Annotated in this window: 13 protein-coding genes; 12 read left to right on the plus strand and 1 reads right to left on the minus strand. The window is 56.2% G+C overall.

Features of this window, described 5'->3' with window-relative positions; all coding sequences use genetic code 11:
• The first annotated feature begins 838 nt into the window (after nucleotides 1–838).
• The 11 genes from ACR0DK_RS04040 to ACR0DK_RS04090 all read left to right on the plus strand — a co-directional run bounded on the left by ACR0DK_RS04040 (nucleotide 839) and on the right by ACR0DK_RS04090 (nucleotide 16483).
• The gene (locus ACR0DK_RS04040) at nucleotides 839–1423 is read left to right on the plus strand and encodes an ANTAR domain-containing response regulator (RefSeq protein ID WP_480562683.1); all 585 of its coding nucleotides are present in this window, start codon (nucleotides 839–841) and stop codon (nucleotides 1421–1423) included.
• Nucleotides 1420–2589 (plus strand): ABC transporter substrate-binding protein, encoded by a 1170-nt coding sequence (locus ACR0DK_RS04045; RefSeq protein ID WP_480562582.1) that lies wholly within the window; start codon nucleotides 1420–1422, stop codon nucleotides 2587–2589. Before ACR0DK_RS04040 ends, ACR0DK_RS04045 begins: the two co-directional genes overlap by 4 nt.
• Nucleotides 2590–2860: 271 nt before the next feature.
• A complete protein-coding gene (locus ACR0DK_RS04050; RefSeq protein ID WP_480734855.1) occupies nucleotides 2861–4225 on the plus strand; it encodes a CmpA/NrtA family ABC transporter substrate-binding protein in 1365 nt (454 codons plus the stop codon).
• A 73-nt stretch (nucleotides 4226–4298) separates the two neighbouring features.
• A complete protein-coding gene (locus ACR0DK_RS04055) occupies nucleotides 4299–5381 on the plus strand; it encodes an ABC transporter permease (protein WP_170407182.1) in 1083 nt (360 codons plus the stop codon).
• 5 nt (nucleotides 5382–5386) lie between these two features.
• The gene (locus ACR0DK_RS04060) at nucleotides 5387–7066 is read left to right on the plus strand and encodes an ABC transporter ATP-binding protein (RefSeq protein WP_480734857.1); all 1680 of its coding nucleotides are present in this window, start codon (nucleotides 5387–5389) and stop codon (nucleotides 7064–7066) included.
• Between the two features lie 4 nt (nucleotides 7067–7070).
• Complete coding sequence (nirB, locus tag ACR0DK_RS04065; protein WP_480734859.1) at nucleotides 7071–9506, plus strand: nitrite reductase large subunit NirB; 2436 nt, start codon at nucleotides 7071–7073, stop codon at nucleotides 9504–9506.
• Nucleotides 9503–9835: a nitrite reductase small subunit NirD gene (gene nirD / locus ACR0DK_RS04070; protein WP_170392822.1), complete on the plus strand. Its 333-nt coding sequence runs from the start codon at nucleotides 9503–9505 to the stop codon at nucleotides 9833–9835. The genes nirB and nirD overlap by 4 nt, the downstream gene beginning before the upstream one ends.
• Entirely contained in the window at nucleotides 9835–12495 is a 2661-nt protein-coding gene (locus ACR0DK_RS04075) for a molybdopterin-dependent oxidoreductase (RefSeq protein WP_480734861.1), read from the plus strand. The genes nirD and ACR0DK_RS04075 overlap by 1 nt, the downstream gene beginning before the upstream one ends.
• A 912-nt stretch (nucleotides 12496–13407) precedes the next feature.
• Nucleotides 13408–13974, plus strand: a complete 567-nt coding sequence (locus ACR0DK_RS04080) for a hemerythrin domain-containing protein (protein WP_170392824.1) — start codon at nucleotides 13408–13410, stop codon at nucleotides 13972–13974.
• Between the two features lie 10 nt (nucleotides 13975–13984).
• The gene (locus ACR0DK_RS04085; protein WP_480734863.1) at nucleotides 13985–15007 is read left to right on the plus strand and encodes a glutathione S-transferase C-terminal domain-containing protein; all 1023 of its coding nucleotides are present in this window, start codon (nucleotides 13985–13987) and stop codon (nucleotides 15005–15007) included.
• 108 nt (nucleotides 15008–15115) lie between these two features.
• The gene (locus ACR0DK_RS04090; RefSeq protein WP_223117038.1) at nucleotides 15116–16483 is read left to right on the plus strand and encodes a dipeptidase; all 1368 of its coding nucleotides are present in this window, start codon (nucleotides 15116–15118) and stop codon (nucleotides 16481–16483) included.
• 20 nt (nucleotides 16484–16503) lie between these two features.
• Here the strand turns inward: ACR0DK_RS04090 and ACR0DK_RS04095 are convergent, their stop codons facing one another.
• Nucleotides 16504–17331 carry a LysR family transcriptional regulator gene (locus tag ACR0DK_RS04095; RefSeq protein WP_480734866.1) on the minus strand — a complete coding sequence of 276 codons (828 nt, stop codon included), beginning with the start codon at nucleotides 17329–17331 and terminating at the stop codon, nucleotides 16504–16506.
• Nucleotides 17332–17412: 81 nt separating this feature from the next.
• Between ACR0DK_RS04095 and ACR0DK_RS04100 the strand changes: the two genes are divergently transcribed.
• Nucleotides 17413–18399 (plus strand): aldo/keto reductase, encoded by a 987-nt coding sequence (locus ACR0DK_RS04100; protein ID WP_480734868.1) that lies wholly within the window; start codon nucleotides 17413–17415, stop codon nucleotides 18397–18399.
• The last annotated feature ends 99 nt before the right edge of the window (nucleotides 18400–18498 follow it).

Genomic DNA, 18498 nt, shown 5'->3' on the forward strand with positions numbered 1-18498 from the left:
TGGCGGTTACTAGTATTGGGTCAGAAATGCTTGACGTTTGGGTCAGAATTGAATGACGTGATCGACCGCTTTGTTGAGGTTTTGGTTGTCGATTGAGTCCACGATCAGTGAAGTTCCACATTTCCTTGTTGTAAGGCGACACATAGTTCTGCCAGCAGCGACAGAGCCTTGCCGTTTTCGCGTCCCTTCCTTCATCCAGAACCCGGACCGATTTAGTTGATCCTGACTTCCTTTCGAGAAAACCAGGGCTGATTTGCAGATCAGACGCCGGAGGCGCCTGTTCCTGCTGCTCTGCCGCGTGGCGAACGCGCTTGGGGGCGACGCAATGTTATTCGACAATAGTGGTGCGGCCCGCAAGCGCAGCGGAAGACACGGATTTGTCTAATAGGGTTGCCCGAGGGGGAAGGCAGCGTCTTACCCCTGATCGCCAGAGGCGTTTGGCTTGTCCAAATCCTACTAGCCCCAAAAACAAGTGCGGCTGAGTTGGCTTTGCCGTTACTTCTGCTCCAGAACACGTTGCTTTTCTAAAGAATCGGCGGAAAGCAGTCATTTGCTGCAGGCGCGGGAACACATTGTATTAGTTGTCAAAGCGGACCTTCGGTTTTGATCTGCAAATGGAAGTGGAATCTGGTGCCTCAAGCAAACTGGTAGCGCAACTGAAAAACCAAAAAATGATGCGATGTGCTATCACGGATTTCTTTGATGGCATGTAGAAAAACTGTGCAGCTATTCCGCTAAGTGTGAAATCAAGCTGAAAAATTGGGCGAACGGCAGCCTGATGAAGCATTAAATGGCGCTGGAATTGCTACCAATGCGCCTTGGCCTCACTTGTGACCCTATGAACCAACATCTAACTGTCGTTGTAGTCGAGCAGAACCAAGAACGAGCCTTTGCGATTGTAGATGCTCTTAAAGAGGCCGGAGACGTAGACGTTTCTGTAATCGGCAACGTCTCTGGGTTAGCACGTAAAATTGCAATGCAAAGCCCAGACATTGTCCTGATCGATATCGACAACCCCTCTCGAGATATGTTGGAAGAACTTACCGTTGCTTCGGGCCCATTGGAACGACCCGTGGCTATGTTCGTCTCAGGCGCCGCAGGCGGATTGGCAAAAGCTGCTGTTGAGGCCGGTGTGTCGGCCTATGTTGTCGATGGATTGCAAGCTGAGCGAATTAAACCTGTTATCGATACCGCCATCGCTCGGTTTCAGGTGTTGCGCCAGATGCGGACTGAACTTGCAGAAACCCGCCGTGCGCTTGAAGAGCGTAAAGTGATCGACCGCGCAAAAGGTTTGCTGATGAAAGCCAAGGGCATTTCGGAAGACGAAGCCTATGCGCTACTCCGAAATACCGCGATGAACCAAAACCGCCGTGTCGCCGAGGTGGCAGAAGCCTTGGTCACTGCTTCGGGGTTGTTGTCATGAGAACCGTAACACTGCCCGTCGCGTATATGCCGCTTGTCGACGCGGCCCCGTTGATCGTTGCGCGCGAAATGGGGTTCGACCATGCTGAAGGCATCTCGCTAGACCTGCGTCCGGCGCCATCGTGGTCCTCTTTGCGCGATATGCTGGCCTTTGGGCATGTGGACGCGGCGCATCTACTATCGCCTGTCCCCGTTGCGATGGCTTTGGGTCTTGGTGGAATCGCGACACCGCTATCCGCGGTATCTGTCCTGTCTTTGAATGGCAATGTTATCGGTGTTGGAACGCAATTGGCCGAGCGATTGATCGACCAGGGCTATGGTTTTGATTTCACTGATGCCGCTGCAGCTGGGGCTGCACTGGCAAAAGCTGCCGATGAAGTCTTGGTGTTTGGCGTGCCTTTCCCATTTTCAATGCATGTCGAGCTGCTGCGCTATTGGATTGCGGGAACCAAACTGGCCTCAAAACAGGTCGAAATCCGTACCGTCCCGCCGCCACTCATGGCGCAGGCGCTTGCGGGAGGCGAGATCGATGCCTTTTGCGTGGGCGAGCCTTGGGGCTCCTTCGCAGTGGACGACAGTGTTGGCGCACTGCTGTTGCCCGGAAAGGCGATCTGGACTTGTGCACCTGAAAAGGTGTTGGCAGTCAGAAACGACTGGGCCGAGACGGAACCGCATTTGCTGGGAAGTCTCATGCGGACCGTATGGCGTGCGGGACGCTGGCTGTCAAACACGGACATCCGAACAACCGCGTCCGAGATGCTGTCACGCAAAACCTACCTCAATGTCTCACCCGAGCTGATCGACCGAGCGTTAATGGGTGAGTTCGCCATATCTGCACGCGGCGAGCAACGCAGTGTGGAAGGGTTTGTCGAGTTTTTTGACGGTGCTGCCACCTTCCCGTGGCGTAGTCAGGCAAAATGGGTCGCGCATCAATTGGCGCTAAGAAACGGGCTGGACGTCGGGACAGCGGAACGACAAGCAGCCAAGGTCTTTCGAAGTGATCTCTATCGTCGGGAGTTGCAAGGGCTTGGTGTGGAAACACCCGGCGCATCCGAGAAACTTGAAGGAGCTTTGTCTGAGTCGACGGCAGTTGCCTCAGCCAATGGTAGCCTGATTCTATCTCGGAACGTCTTCTTCGACCGGCGCATTTTCGAGCCCGCAGGGTAAGATTGCACAATTTTTTTGCAGCGCAGCATCTCTTTTTGCTGCGCTGCAGAATTCTCGAAGTGAAGATGTCAAAAAATGATGACGTCGCACTGCGCGTCTGACTTAATCGGGACATCGGAAGGCAACGACGCCCACCGACGGAATTCGCCCACAATCCAGGGCACCTTAGAAGAGCAAAGCCGCTCGACCATCCGCCACCTCCTCCCGGCGGACTGTGTCGGCGGCTTTTTTTGTTTGCCCATGGGGTTGGGCTGAACCGAAAGGGATCGAGATGAAAAAGCTTCTTTTAGGCCTCGCCGCGACGACGGCGCTTGTGTCTCCAGCACTGGCCGAATTGGAACTGGAAAAAGACGAGCTGACCTTTGGCTTTATCAAACTGACCGACATGGCGCCGCTGGCGGTCGCCTATGAGAATGGGTACTTTCTGGACGAAGGCCTGTTCGTGACGCTGGAAGCACAAGCAAACTGGAAGGTGCTGTTGGATGGCGTGATTGACGGACAGCTTGACGGCGCACATATGCTGGCTGGACAACCATTGGCCGCAACCATCGGGTATGGGACCGAAGCCCATATCATCACGCCATTCTCAATGGACCTGAACGGCAACGGCATCACCGTCTCCAACGAGATTTGGGAAGAGATGAAGCCGAACGTCCCGGTGATGGACGACGGCCGTCCTCAGCATCCGATCAGCGCCGAGGCTCTGGCCCCGGTCGTCGATAAGTACAAATCAGAAGGCAAGCCATTTAACATGGGCATGGTCTTCCCGGTTTCGACCCACAATTACGAGCTGCGCTATTGGCTGGCCGCCGGTGGTCTGCATCCGGGTTACTACAGCCCTGAAAACGTGACCGGTCAGATTGGTGCGGATGTGTTCCTGTCGGTGACCCCTCCACCGCAGATGCCTGCCACGTTGGAGGCCGGCACGATCTATGGCTATTGCGTGGGCGAGCCGTGGAATCAGCAGGCTGTGTTCAAGGGTATCGGCGTCCCGGTTATTACCGACTACGAGCTGTGGAAGAACAACCCCGAAAAGGTCTTTGGTCTCAATGCTGAGTTCGCAGAACAGTACCCCAACACCACTCTGGCCGTGACCAAGGCCCTGATACGCGCGGCGATGTGGCTGGACGAGAACGAAAATGCCAACCGCCCTGAAGCCGTCGAGATTCTGAGCCGGGCTGAATATGTGGGCGCGGATTATGAGGTTATCGCCAACTCGATGACCGGCACGTTTGAGTATGAGAAGGGCGACAAGCGTGAGGTCCCCGATTTCAACGTGTTTTTCCGCTACAACGCGACCTATCCGTTCTACTCGGACGCCGTTTGGTACCTGACGCAGATGCGCCGCTGGGGGCAGATTGCCGAGTCCAAGCCCGACAGCTGGTATGACGAGGTCGCCAAGTCCGTCTACAAACCCGAGATCTATTTGGAAGCCGCCCGCTTGCTGGTCGACGAAGGTCTGGCGAATGAAGCCGACTTCCCCTGGGACAGCGATGGTTACAAAGCGCCGACCCCGGCCCAGGATATCATTGACGGCATCGCTTACGACGGACGCACACCCAACGCCTATCTCGAAAGCCTGTCCATAGGCCTGAAGGGCGAGCAGAAGATCATCGGCTCGGACGTGCAAGGCTAATTCCCCAAACCCCGCGCCCGGCCCGCGCCGGGCGCAGCCCCCAAAGTGCCCCGCCATCGCAAGGACACATCAGATGACAACGGTCGATCCCGAATTCAACGCGGACGCTGCCCGAGAGGAACGTCGCGCTCGCCTTTTCACCCGCATCAATGCAGCCGACAAATGGTTCCAGGTGCTGGGACTCAGCTGGGCCACACCCATCCTGAAAGCTGCTGCCGGAGACAATCCCCGCGCTCAGATGACCGAGATATGGCGGTTGCTGATCGTGCCTCTGTTGTCGATCTGCGCCTTCTTGTTGCTGTGGGGAACGCTGGCCCCCAAGGTGCAGACCTCTCTAGGCGCGGTTCCGGGGCCGGCGCAGGTTTGGGAAGAGATGGTCAGCCTGAACCAGGATGCCAAGGCCAAAGCGGCCAAACGCGCGAAGTTCGAGGCCATGGTCGAGAAGCGCAATCAGAAATTCATTGACGCTGGCCAGCCGGAGAAAGTGAAAGAGGTCGCCTTCACGGGTGCTCCGACCTATTACCAGCAAATCTGGACTTCGATCAAAACAGTGTTTTTTGGGTTTCTGATCGCCACCGTCATCGCGGTCCCACTTGGTATCGCGGCCGGCCTGTCTCCGACTGCAAATGCAGCCCTAAACCCGCTAATCCAGATATTCAAACCGGTCTCGCCTCTGGCCTGGTTGCCGATCGTCACCATGATCGTCTCGGCCGTTTACGTCACCAATGACGGCTGGTTCGCGAAATCCTTCCTGATCTCGGCCATCACCGTGACCCTGTGTTCGCTATGGCCCACGTTGATCAATACATCTTTGGGTGTAGCCTCCATCGACAAGGACCTGGTGAATGTCTCCAAAGTCTTGAAAATGAATACTTATACAAAGATCACCAAGCTGGTGCTGCCCTCGGCCCTGCCTCTGATCTTCACCGGCCTGCGCCTGTCGCTGGGCGTCGGCTGGATGGTTCTGATTGCGGCGGAAATGCTAGCGCAGAACCCCGGTCTGGGCAAATTCGTCTGGGATGAGTTCCAGAACGGTTCCTCCAGTTCGCTCGCCAAGATCATGGTTGCGGTCTTCACCATCGGTATCATCGGCTTCCTGCTGGACCGGGTGATGTACGCGCTGCAATCCCTGTTTACCTTCACAAACAACCGGTGAGTACGATGAGCATCCTGAGTTTCAAGAACGCCTCGAAATCCTTCGGTGAAGGTACCGCGCGCACGGATGTGCTGAAAGGCATCAATCTGGACGTGCAAGAGGGTGAGTTTCTGGTGATCCTTGGCTTCTCGGGCACTGGCAAGACGACCCTGATCAATCTGATGGCCGGGCTGGATAGCCCAACCAGCGGAGAGGTCACGTTCAAAGGTACCCCGATCAAAGGGCCGGGCCCGGAGCGGGGCGTGATCTTCCAGAACTACTCGCTGATGCCGTGGCTGACGGTCAGCGGCAATGTGGGTCTGGCGGTTGATACGGTCTTCCCGGGTCTCAGCAAGACCGAGAAAGCCGAGAAAGTCGCGCATTATGTACAGATGGTTGGCCTCAGCCATGCCGCCACACGCCGTCCGGCCGAGCTGTCGGGTGGCATGCGCCAGCGGGTCAACGTGGCGCGTGCGTTGTCGATGAACCCCGAAGTTTTGTTGCTGGATGAGCCTCTGTCGGCGCTCGACGCGCTGACCCGCGCCAATCTGGCTGATGAGATCGAACACATTTGGGAAGTCGACAAAAAAACCTGCGTACTGATCACCAATGATGTGGACGAGGCAATCATTCTGGCCGACCGCATCATTGCCCTGAACCCGGATGGCACACTGGGGCAGGAATTCCCTGTCTCAATCCCGCGTCCGCGCGAACGCGCTGCGATGAACAATGACGAGACTTTCAAACGCCTGCGCGCGGACGTCACCAAATACCTGATGGATGTGGGGATCGAGGCCAAGGTTGAAGGCTCGCGTATCCTCCCGGATGTCACTCCAATCCACGGTGTTCCAACGGCGGTGGCCGAGGCGCAAAAGGGGCTGATCGAGAACCGCTTCCTCGACTTCTCACAGCTTCACAAGGTGTATCCGACGCCCAAAGGCCCTCTGACCGTGGTCGAGGATTTCGAACTGAAGATCGACAAGGGCGAGTTCATCTCGCTGATCGGCCATTCGGGTTGTGGCAAGTCCACGGTTTTGACCATGGCGGCGGGGCTGAACGACATCTCGAAGGGTGCGATCAAGCTGGATGGCCGTCACGTCGAAGGGGCCGATCCCGAACGCGCGGTGGTGTTCCAATCCCCCAACCTGTTCCCATGGTTAACCGCCAAGGAGAACGTCGCGATTGGGGTGGACAAGGTCTATCCAAAGGCCAGCATGGCCGAGCGTCAGGATGTGGTCGAATACTATCTGGAACGGGTCGGACTGGCCGATGCTATGGACAAATCCGCCTCCGACTTGTCGAACGGCATGAAGCAACGCGTCGGCATCGCCCGCGCCTTTGCCCTGTCCCCCAAGCTGCTGTTGCTGGATGAGCCCTTTGGGATGCTCGACAGCCTGACCCGATGGGAATTACAGGAAGTCCTGATGGAGGTCTGGTCCCGCACCAAGGTCACTGCGATCTGCGTTACCCACGACGTGGATGAGGCGATCTTACTGGCTGATCGCGTGGTGATGATGACCAACGGTCCGCAGGCAACGATCGGCAAGATCACCAAGGTCGAGCTGCCGCGTCCGCGCACGCGCAAAGCCCTTCTGGAGCATCCGGATTACTATGCTTACCGGCAGGAAGTCCTCGATTTCCTCGAAGAATATGAACATGGCGCCATGCCAAAAACACCCGCCCCCAAGGCGATTGCAGCGGAGTGAAATCATGAAGCAAAGACTTGTTGTCATAGGCGCGGGTATGGCCTCAGGCCGGGTGTTGGAACACCTGACCGAAGCCGCGCCGGATGCGTTCGACATCACCCTGTTCAACGCCGAGCCGCGCGGGAACTACAACCGTATCATGCTCAGCCCGGTACTGTCGGGCGAGAAAACCTATGAAGAGATCGTCACCCATGACGACGCGTGGTACGCCGCGCGGGGCATTGCCTGCCGCTTTGGCGAAAAGGTCGCGAAGATCGACCGCGAGATGAAGGTGGTCGAAGGTCAGAACGGCCACGTTCCGTATGACAAGCTGGTGATTGCGACCGGGTCTAACCCGTTCATGATCCCTCTGCCAGGGCATGATCTGGAGGGCGTGATTGCCTACCGCGATCTGGAAGACACCGAGCAGATGATAGGCATGGGCCCTGACAACAAGGTGGTCGTGATCGGCGGCGGCTTGCTGGGGCTCGAGGCCGCCGCGGGTATGGCTGCCCATGGCGTTGACGTGACGGTGGTGCATATCATGGGTCACCTGATGGAGCGACAGCTGGACGAGGCCGCAGGCTACCTGCTGAAGAAATCGCTGGAAGACAAAGGCATCAGGATTTGCCTGCAGGCGAACTCTAAAGAAATCCTCGGACAGGACGGAAAGGTCCGCGCGCTGCTTCTGGATGACGGGACCGAATTGCCCTGTGATCTGCTTGTCATGGCCGTGGGTATCCGCCCCAACACAGCTCTGGCGCAAGAGGCTGGGCTGGCCACCGGGCGCGGTATCCATGTGGATGACCAGATGCTGACTTCGGATTCGGATGTCTTTGCGGTAGGTGAATGCGTCGAACATGACGGGGCGGTCTTCGGTCTTGTCGCGCCGCTTTACGATCAGGCGAAAGTGGCTGCGCAGGCTTTGTTGGGTGAAGAGGCTGCGTTTGCTCAGAAAACCCTCTCGACCAAGTTGAAGGTCACCGGCTGCGATCTGTTCAGTGCGGGGGATTTTGCGGATGGGCCGGGGCGCGAGGATATCGTGTTCCGCGACCCCTCGCGCGGGGTCTACAAACGGCTTGTGATTGAAGAGGATCGGCTGGTCGGCGCGGTCATGTATGGTGACACCACAGATGGCAGCTGGTTCTTTGGCCTCATCAAAGACGGCGCCAGCGTAGAAGAAATGCGCGAGACGCTGATCTTCGGACCCGCATATCAGGGGGGCGACACTGCGGACCCTCTCTCAGCCGTTGCAGCATTGCCGCATGAGGCGGAGATTTGCGGCTGCAACGGCGTATGCAAAGGTGACATCGCCGAGGCGATCAATGCGGGGGCGGGTGATCTGGGCGCGGTGCGCACGACCACAAAGGCTAGCGCATCCTGCGGAACTTGCACAGGATTGGTTGAGCAGTTGTTGCAGGTCACTCTGGGCGACGCGTTCCAGATGCCTGCCGCGCAGCCGGTCTGCGGATGCACCGACCTGACTCATGAGGATGTGCGACGCCTGATCAAAGGGCAGGAGTTAAAAAGTCAGGCTGCCGTCTGGCAGGAACTGGGTTGGACGACGCCCAATGGCTGCCATGTCTGTAGGCCCGCGATCAACTACTACCTGCTGGCCGACTGGCCGCTGGAATACCAAGACGACCCACAAAGCCGTTTCGTCAATGAACGCAAACACGCCAACATCCAGAAGGATGGCACGTTCAGCGTTGTACCGCGTATGTGGGGCGGGATCACCACGCCCGACGAACTGCGCGCGATTGCAGATGCGGCGGATAAATACGATGTTCCCACCGTCAAGGTCACGGGCGGTCAGCGGATCGATCTGCTGGGCGTCAAAGGCGAAGATCTGCCCGCCATGTGGTCAGACCTGAACAAAGCCGGGCTGGTCTCTGGCCACGCCTATTCCAAAGGTCTGCGCACGGTCAAAACCTGCGTCGGCACCGATCATTGCCGGTTTGGTACTCAGGACAGCACCGGGCTTGGCATAAAGCTTGAAAGAATCCTGTGGGGGTCGTGGACGCCGCACAAGCTGAAGCTGGCCGTATCTGGCTGCCCTCGAAACTGTGCCGAGGCGACCTGCAAGGACATCGGCGTGGTCTGCGTCGAATCTGGCTATCAGATCAGCATCGGCGGGGCCGCAGGGATGGATGTCAAAGAGACCGAGCTACTCTGTCAGATTCCCACCGAAGAAGAAGCGGTCGAGATCGTGATGGCCGTCACGCAAGCCTATCGCGAAGGCGGCAAGTATCTGGACCGTTTATATAAATGGCTGGGTAAGGTGGGCATGGACTGGGTCAAGGTGCAGGTCGTGGACGACCTTGAAAATCGCGCGGCCCTCGTCGCGCGGTTCGAACTGTCGCAAAACATCTACCGCAAAGACCCGTGGGCCGAACACGTCAAAGAAAAAGCGCAAACCTACGCGCCAATTGCAGATTTCACGCTGGAGGCCGCAGAATGAGCTGGATCGACATCGGACATATCGACGAGGTTCCCTTGCGTGGGGCGCGTCTGGTCAAGACGCATATCGGCTGCATCGCTGTCTTCCGTACTGCCGAGGTGGAGGTCTATGCTGCGACTAACAGCTGTCCGCACAAGGGCGGTCCTTTGTCTGAGGGTATTGTGCACGGGCAGTCGGTGACCTGTCCTTTGCACAATTGGGTATTTGACCTGAATACGGGCGAGGCGCAAGGCGCGGATGATGGCCGCATCACCATCTATCCCGTGCGTATTGAAGACGACCGTATCCTGTTAGACGACAGCGCAGTTACCCGGCGGAGCGCCGCCTGATGGACGGAAGTGGTCTGCCCGAGGTTCGCTCGACCTGCGCCTATTGCGGGGTCGGCTGCGGTGTGCTTCTGCGGCCTGATGGGGTCGGCGGCTTGACTGTTCGCGGCGATCCGGATCATCCGGCGAACCATGGTCGTTTGTGCTCGAAAGGGCTGGCTTTGGGCGAAACAGTTGGGCTGGAACACCGGTTGCTGGCTCCTCGCGCCTTTGGCCAAGACACCAACTGGGACAACGCGCTGCAACTGGTCGCAGATCGTTTTTCTGAAGCAATTCAAAACCATGGGCCGGACAGCGTGGCGTTTTACGTCTCGGGGCAATTGCTGACAGAGGATTATTACGTCGCCAACAAGCTGATGAAGGGTTTTATGGGGTCGGCCAACATCGACACCAATTCTCGACTGTGTATGGCGTCAACTGTGGCCGGACACAAACGCGCCTTTGGCACAGATACCGTGCCCGGGACTTATGAGGATCTGGATGAGGCTGATTTGGTTGTCTTGGTTGGCTCAAACCTCGCATGGTGCCATCCCGTTCTCTATCAACGCGTCATAGCTGCGCGTCAGGTGCGCGGTACGAAGATTGTGGTTGTCGATCCACGTCGAACTGCAAGCTGCGATCAGGCCGATCTCCATCTGGCGTTGCAACCCGGCAGTGACGTGGCATTGTTCAACCGCTTGCTGAGCAGAATTCACCAATCGGGGCATGTGGCACCGGATTTTCTGGATCGCAGCGTAGGGTACACTGAAGCCCTCGAACTCGCACAGCTTGATGATCCGGATGAGACCGGACTTACCCCAGGTGAAATCGAAGCGTTTTGCGATCTGTGGATTGGAACCGAGCGGGTTGTTACGATTTTCAGTCAAGGCGTAAACCAATCCTCCAGCGGAACAGACAAAGTCAACTCGATCCTGAACTGCCATCTGGCTACGGGACGCATCGGACGCGCAGGGATGGGCCCGTTCTCGGTTACCGGTCAACCAAACGCCATGGGTGGTCGAGAGGTCGGCGGTCTGGCCAACATGCTTGCGTGTCACCTGGATATCGAAAACGAGGCCCACAGAGCAGCCGTCCGGGACTTTTGGAAAGCGCCCATCCTGCCAGAAAAGCAGGGGCTCAAAGCTGTCGACATGTTTCGCGCCGTTAAAGATGGCCAGATCAAAGCACTTTGGATCATCCACACCAATCCAGCGGCCACGATGCCGGACGCCGATCGAGTCAATGCGGCGATCAAAAACTGCCCATTCACCGTTGTAAGCGACCTGACTGCCCAAACAGACACCGCGCGTCTCGCAGACGTATTGCTTCCAGCAGCAGGATGGGGCGAAAAAAGCGGCACAGTAACCAATTCCGACCGCATGATCAGTAGGCAACGCGCCGTTCTGACCCCTCCGGGACAGGCACGTGCGGATTGGGATATCTTGGCCGCGGTTGGCCGCCGCATGGGTTGGGCCGAGGCCTTCAGCTATGAGTCTGCGGCGCAGATTTTTAGGGAATATGCGAACATGTCCTCGCTTGCCGTCTCATTTGGCAAAGACTTTGAGATTGCTGGCTTTTCGGACATCAACGACGAAGATTATGATGCGATGCGCCCGACACGATGGCCCACGGCATCGCGGAAAACTGACGGTCGTTTCTTCGGAGACGGGCAGTTTTTTCATCCTGATGGCAAGGCGCGGTTTGTGCCGGTCACCCATCGAACGCCCAAGGCAGAGCCATCAGAACGCTATCCTTTCCTGTTGAACACAGGGAGAAATCGGGATCAGTGGCACACCATGACCCGATCCGGATTGTCGCCTCGTTTATCGGCCCACCTTGCCGAGCCCTATTTGGAAATGAACCTGAAGGACGTTGATCAACTGGGGCTTGGTCCTGCCGATTTGGTCGAAGTTAGTAGTTCAGTCGGAAGCGGCATATTTCGGCTTCGCATTACGGAATCTATTGCGCGTGGCAATGTGTTTGCACCCATTCACTGGACCGGTGAAACGGCACCGTCGGCCCGTGTAAACGAGATAATTCCTAGTGTAACTGACCCGATTTCTGGTCAACCGGAAAGCAAATCAACAGCGGTATCTGTTCGACGTATGAGAGCAGCATGGTACGGTTTCGCCGTTTCAGCCGATGCAGCGTTCCCTGAAGCAGAGTATTCGGCGACAGCCAGAACAACCAACGGCTACAGGATGGAGTTGGCAGGGAACCAGATTATTGAAGACTGGGAAAAGACCGCTCGCGTTTGGTTTAGTTTACCGGATGCAACGGCTACTTCAGTAGAAGATCCCAAACGCGGCTCTTATAGAATTGCGCTGTCAGACGGTCAGCGCATTCTGGCAGTGCTCTTCGTCTCGCGCCGACCTATCACCCTGATGCGAGACTATTTGGCAACTTTGCCTGAGGTAACGCCTCAGCAGATTCTGTCTGGCCATTCATCTGTTGATTTTGAGGACTGCGGCCCAATCGTCTGTTCGTGTTTCGAAGTCGGGCTAAAAACCCTTATCCGCGCCATTCACGACAAGCGTTTGATCAATGTGGACGATATCGGAGACGCCCTTAGTGCGGGAACGAACTGCGGTTCATGCCGGCCAGAGTTGGCTGACTTGATCGCCGAGCATTCGAAATTGATCAGCAATAAGCCTAAGAAATGCCCGCATGAACAATTGGGGTAGTCTCAAGGTTCTTGATGCAGGACTGCAGTCTGTTTTGGTTGAGCAGAAATTTTCTTCTCTGACGCCACGCGCAATTGCAATGATACCGATCGACCAGCCGCAGTTCAGGGCCGCGCTCGGAAGCGAGGCGACAAATGTCGCTGTTCGTTGAACAGGTTTGACAGATACTCGGTTGTCTGAGACGCTCCCAACATTCGCAAAGGAGATTCTAACAATGGACCAGCATACTCTCTGATCCCGCCGCGCGCTGACCTAAATGGCAGAATGCGCACCGAAACACTCCTGCGGAGGACTCTGACAATGGACACACGACGCTAGCCCCTTGTGGGCGTTCGTAGTCGTGCATCTGCGCGACTTAAGCTTCTTTTTGTCATGAGGTGCAATATGCCCTTCAAGCCACCAAAAATCACCCGTGTGCGAACCCTTCCTGCTGTGGAGGACACATCGAAATCTACGAATCGTGTGAAGACCAAAGCCAAGCCGCCGCGTGAACTGCGCATGAAAATGCCACGACGTATGGCCAAGCGGATGAACATGCCCGGGAAAGCGGGCGGTCGTTAGAAGCTTGTGCGGGGCGCGTTTTTTCGCCCCGCACTTCTAATCTGAATGGCCAACGGAGAAGCACGCACTAGAGCGTGCATTACAACCCAGTGTTTGCATTGAAGGTCGGTGCGTAACGGTTCGCGCGAAACTCTGGTATAACCGCTCAATTTATGCAGGTCTACGCTGGCGTTTGCGGCCAAGACAGCCTGTCTGACTTCACGCAACGTGACATCACCAACTTAAATACGCGATCGCTGATCAAGGCGGCATGCACTTTGCGGGGGTTCGCTGACGCATAGTCACTGTGCGTTTTGCGCTACTGGTGAGACTGATCCGATTTCCCACCTATGTCACGAAAGGAGACGACCGATGCTCGATAAATACACTATCCGCCAAGACGATATGCCGAAAGAGATGCGGTTTCTCTTGGAAAAATACCCGCGCGACAGCTGGGATGCGCACCCTGGGTTCAAAGAAAAAACCAAGCATTGGCTCGGCGCACACCTGATGTTCCACCACTTGGCGGAACGTATTCGATTGGACACGGAAAATGTGTTGAACAACGATTTGGGGTTGGACGATTATGCTGGGCGGCTGTCCCACTATGGCGGCAACCTGGTCGGGAGCCTGCATGGTCATCACGGCTGGGAAGATCGTAGCTATTTCCCTGAATTGTCGACTGCAGACCCGCGATTTGATGCGGGGCTTGAGCTTCTGGAACAGGATCACGCCGATCTGAACAAGGTGTTGGATGATTTCACCCGCGCAGCGAACCGTGTGATCAAACTGTCTGCTCTGGATGAGGCCCAAGCCTATGATGAGACCGGGCAGCTCCATGCGACAAGCGAAGCGATCAAAGCGTTTCTGGAACGCCACTTGAGTGATGAAGAAGAATTGGCCGTACCAATTATCTTGCATCACAGACTCAGAGGATGATGCTGACGTCATGACCGACACATCTACTGAAGAAGACCAGACTGCCATCACTGAGCGCCGCGCACGGGGTGAATTTGTGCGCGGCGTCAGCGGCTTTCGCCACTCCGTTGGCGATCCGGATTTTCCTGCAGAACCCAACCGATATCACCTGTTTGTGGCGCTGAATTGCCCGTGGTGTCATCGCGTGACCTTGGCGCGCAGTGTTCTGGGGTTGCAGGACGGCGTCACGATGGATGTGGCATTTCCCAACCGCACTGGCAAAGACGATCCAGAAGGACCGAACCTGTGGGAGTTCGCACCCAACCGCATTGCTTCGCTCACAAGCGAGACCTTGCCAGAGTGCACCGGAGAGACCGGAACTGGCAGAGGACTGCGCCTTGCCAAAGATATTTACCGTGCCGAAGGCTCCGAAGAACAATCCCTGCCGATCCTTTATGATAAGAAATCAGGCCAAATCGTGAGCAACGAAAGCGCCGAAATTATCCGCATGTTGGATGCCTCTGCAGAGTCCCTTGGCGGCACCATCCCAGCAAAGAGGCGCGTGAGGCTTTACCCGGACGACGAAGCACTGCGCCAACACATCCATAACTTGAATGACTTGATCTACACTGCGATCAACAACGGCGCCTACAAGGCCGGATTTTCGTCCGATCAAACGATCTATACGGCAGCATTTGACGCCTATTTCGAGGCACTTGAACAATTGGAGCAGCTCCTTTCTGATGGCAGGCCTTTTTTAACCGGCATTCACTTCACAGAGGCCGATCTGCGCCTGTTCCCTACGCTTTATCGCCATGATCCCGTCTACTATGTGCGGATGAAGCTTAACGGAGCGCGGATATTGGACTATCCATACTTATGGCGTTGGCTATGCCGTGTGTATGCACTGCCTGGCGTTGCAAACTCCGGATCCCTTGTGCATTGCCGCCAGGGATATTTCGGGCGCAGTTGGAATGGCGTTGTTCCCCGAGGGCCATCTAAACCAATGTCTTACCCTGAGGCCTATCTACGCCCTGATCTCGCAGTTCTGTAGGCGTCGTCAGTTTGGCTTTACATTGGGGTCAGGATGCACTGATTTCCGTAGGCTTGCGGGCCACGTCCAGTTTCGTAAGTTAGGCGCCAGCATCAGAGAGGGCATGGAATGAGCTGGACCGAATATCTCGACACACACCAATCGCGCTTTGTTGAAGAGCTGTGCGACTTCATTCGTATTCCATCGGTATCAGCCAAACCCGAAAACGCGGGCGATGTTCGAAAGGCCGGGCAGTGGGTGGTTGATCGGTTGGTTATGGCGGGAATGGAAAACGTTCAGATGATGGAGACAGCAGGCCATCCGGTGGTCTGTGCCGATTGGCTGCATGCCGGGTCGGATGCGCCTACAATCCTGATCTATGGCCATTTTGACGTGCAACCAGCCGAACCATTTGAGCTCTGGTCCTCACCTCCGTTCGAGCCGACGATCCGCGGCGATCGGATTTACGGGCGTGGGGCGACCGACGACAAGGGTGCAATGTTAATACCGATCCTTGCGGCTGAGGCATTGATGGCGAAGACTGGGAAGCTGCCTGTGAACGTGCGGTTTTTCTTTGAGGGCCAAGAAGAGATCGGATCGCCCGACCTTCCGCCCTTTATCGAAGCGAATCTCGACCGACTTCAGGCCGATATGATCTTTTCAGCCGATGGAAGTCAGTGGGATACCGAGACGCCGCAACTGGTTCTGGGTCTGAAAGGGCTCACCTCACTTGAGATCTCGGTTCAGGGCGCGAAATCCGATCTGCATTCTGGCATGCATGGCGGCGGCGTCGCAAATCCCGCGATGGCGCTTGCCCAGTTGCTGGCCAGTATGAAATCGACCAATGGTCGAATCACGGTGAATGGCTTCTACGACGATGTCATCGAGCTGACCGATGAAGATCGCACGGCAATTGCGCGGGTGCCTTGGGATGAAGCGGCCTATCTTGCCCAGACTGGAGCACCAGAGACCTTGGGCGAGCCAGGATATTCCACACGTGAAAATCTGTGGGCACGTCCGACGCTTGAGGTCAATGGCCTGACCAGCGGTTGGCAAGGGGAAGGCACAAAGACCGTTTTGCCCGCGGTTGCTTCGGCTAAGATCACGTGTCGCTTGGTCGCCAATCAGAGTCCTGAAAAGATCTTTGATCTGATCTCCGCCCATGTCGAGGCCGAATGCCCGCCGGGTGTCACCGCTCAGGTATCGCGCAACCCTGGGCGCGCGGACCCATTTCTTGTACCTGCTGGCCACAACGCAACTGCCATCGCGGGTCAGGTTCTCGAAGAGGTTTACGGCAAACCCGCTTATAAAACCCGCGTTGGTGGCTCGATCCCTGTGATGTCGACCTTACTGGACGAGCTGGGTTTGCACGCTGTCATGTTTGCCTTTGGACATGAGGATGAAAACCAACATGCACCGGACGAGTTTTTCCGTCTGCCAACCTTCAGACGCGGCCAAACAGCTTACGCGCGGTTGATGGAACTGTTGGGCGAATAGTGCTAACAGCCAACATCGGTTCAACCGTTTTCACAAGCTTCCGACATCACTGCATGAGCGCGATCTATGACATGCCGCACCTCAGCAAGAAACCGATCTTCATGATGCGTGACGAGCCATTGATCATGTTCCAGATCGTCAATCAAAGGTGACACTGGTATCAGGCCCGGCTGCGTGTTTCCAATGAAAGTTGGCAGAACCGCTCGGGCAAGACCTGCATTTGCAAGCTCAAGCGCATTTTGTGGCGCCGTAACTTCGATGGCGTCGTCCTCTTGCGAATGCTCTCTCACCCATCTGGCCGAGGGTGTGTTGGACATCACGCGAACCCAGGTCGAAATGCTTTCATCCGCAGCATAGACTCCAAACCGAACTCGCCCGATCTTGCGACCGGCCAAGCCTATCTCTTCTGGCCGGTGATTTCGAATACCAATCGCGGCTTCCCTGTGCCCGATGTTCAGTAGGTCTTCTGACGAGATGAAACGCAGCCGAACTGACATTGATCCCGTAAGTCTTCCGACAGCGCTGATCAAAATCCTTGTCACCCAGGTCCCGGCCGAAATTTTAACCAACGGTGGTGAGGTGGCAAGGCCGCTTTCCGTGACAGGTAGGACACGCGCTTCGATGCGTTCGACTTTTTTCAACAGCGCTTGTCCGTCCTCAGTCAGATCATACCCACGCGGTTTACGGTGAAACAACTCAGTTCCCAGATTGCGTTCCAACTCGATCATGCGCCGACCCAGTGTGGGTGCGCTCTTGCCGGTCTGTTCAGCTGCTGGCCCAAGCCCGCCCGCTCTGGCAACCGCAAGAAAAAGCCGCAGGTTGTCCCAGTCAAAGTAGCTTTCATACATGAAATGAAACTTACATTTTATATTGTTGATGAAAAGACTGTGATGGCGTTTCTTCTGAAGTATCAGTCAGGAGACTCACACATGAACTTTCTCGAAACCGAAATCTCACCCCTTGGCATGGGGTGCTGGCCGATTGGTGGCAAAATGTATTGTGGCGAGCAGTCGTTGGGTTACACCCGATCGGACGACGGTGTCTCCATTCGTACAATCCACGCCGCATTGGATGGTGGAATCACACTTTTTGACACCGCTGCCGCCTATGGCGCGGGGCATTCGGAACGTTTGTTAGGCAAAGCGCTCAAGCATCGACCCGACACCCTGATTGTCACAAAGATTGGGGTTGGGATCGATGAAGCGAGCAGGCAGATTTCATTTGACCCCTTCACCCCAGCTCAGGTTGGCCCTGCACTAGATGGGTGTCTGTCGCGGCTGGAACGGGATCGGATTGATCTCTTGCTGTTGCATGTGAACGATATGCCAATAGACCAGGCCGAGGCCGTGTTTGACGAACTGGACCGTTTAAAAGAGGCCGGGAAGTTGCGCGCCTATGGTTGGAGCACTGACTATTCCCAAAACGCCAGGGCGGCCTCGACCAGGGATGGCTTCAAGGCGGTCGAATACGTGATGAACGTCTTTTTCGATGCGCCTCGCATGCAACAGGTTGTCCAAGAGGAAGGACTGTTGTCCCTTATCCGCTCACCACTTGCGATGGGGCTGCTTTCAGGGAAGTACCATCAGAATACCGTTATCGCATCGGATGATGTGCGCGCATCCGGCGAAAGCTGGATGGAGTACTATACGGATGGCAGGGCAAATCCAGATTTCATGCGACAACTCGATGCGATTCGCGATTTACTGACCACAAATGGCCGAACGCTTGTGCAGGGGGCTCTCGGGTGGATTTGGGGCCAATCTGAAACATACATACCGATTCCAGGCGCTCGGACAGAAGAACAAATTGAGGGTATTTCAGCGGCATTGACCTTCGGTGCCTTGCCGGTTGCAGCAATAAACGAAATAGAAAGCTTGATTGCGCGTAACCCCCACGCCCCAGACCGCCCTAGGTAGCTTTCAGAACTGTATCGATACTGTGCGCTTGCCGCCAATGTCGGCAACGCGGGCTGCCAACGCAGCATTTCAATTTTCTGTTCAAGGTCTGCTATGGGC

The sequence above is a fragment of the Ruegeria sp. CE6 genome, assembly GCF_056537485.1.

Coding starts and splice junctions, on each gene's coding strand:
- ACR0DK_RS04085 (WP_480734863.1), top strand. CDS start 13,985: ATGACCGACACATCTACTGAAGAAGACCAGACTGCCATCACTGAGCGC.
- nirB (WP_480734859.1), top strand. CDS start 7,071: ATGAAGCAAAGACTTGTTGTCATAGGCGCGGGTATGGCCTCAGGCCGG.
- ACR0DK_RS04060 (WP_480734857.1), top strand. CDS start 5,387: ATGAGCATCCTGAGTTTCAAGAACGCCTCGAAATCCTTCGGTGAAGGT.
- nirD (WP_170392822.1), top strand. CDS start 9,503: ATGAGCTGGATCGACATCGGACATATCGACGAGGTTCCCTTGCGTGGG.
- ACR0DK_RS04075 (WP_480734861.1), top strand. CDS start 9,835: ATGGACGGAAGTGGTCTGCCCGAGGTTCGCTCGACCTGCGCCTATTGC.
- ACR0DK_RS04080 (WP_170392824.1), top strand. CDS start 13,408: ATGCTCGATAAATACACTATCCGCCAAGACGATATGCCGAAAGAGATG.
- ACR0DK_RS04055 (WP_170407182.1), top strand. CDS start 4,299: ATGACAACGGTCGATCCCGAATTCAACGCGGACGCTGCCCGAGAGGAA.
- ACR0DK_RS04100 (WP_480734868.1), top strand. CDS start 17,413: ATGAACTTTCTCGAAACCGAAATCTCACCCCTTGGCATGGGGTGCTGG.
- ACR0DK_RS04040 (WP_480562683.1), top strand. CDS start 839: ATGAACCAACATCTAACTGTCGTTGTAGTCGAGCAGAACCAAGAACGA.
- ACR0DK_RS04050 (WP_480734855.1), top strand. CDS start 2,861: ATGAAAAAGCTTCTTTTAGGCCTCGCCGCGACGACGGCGCTTGTGTCT.
- ACR0DK_RS04045 (WP_480562582.1), top strand. CDS start 1,420: ATGAGAACCGTAACACTGCCCGTCGCGTATATGCCGCTTGTCGACGCG.
- ACR0DK_RS04090 (WP_223117038.1), top strand. CDS start 15,116: ATGAGCTGGACCGAATATCTCGACACACACCAATCGCGCTTTGTTGAA.
- ACR0DK_RS04095 (WP_480734866.1), bottom strand. CDS start 17,331: ATGTATGAAAGCTACTTTGACTGGGACAACCTGCGGCTTTTTCTTGCG.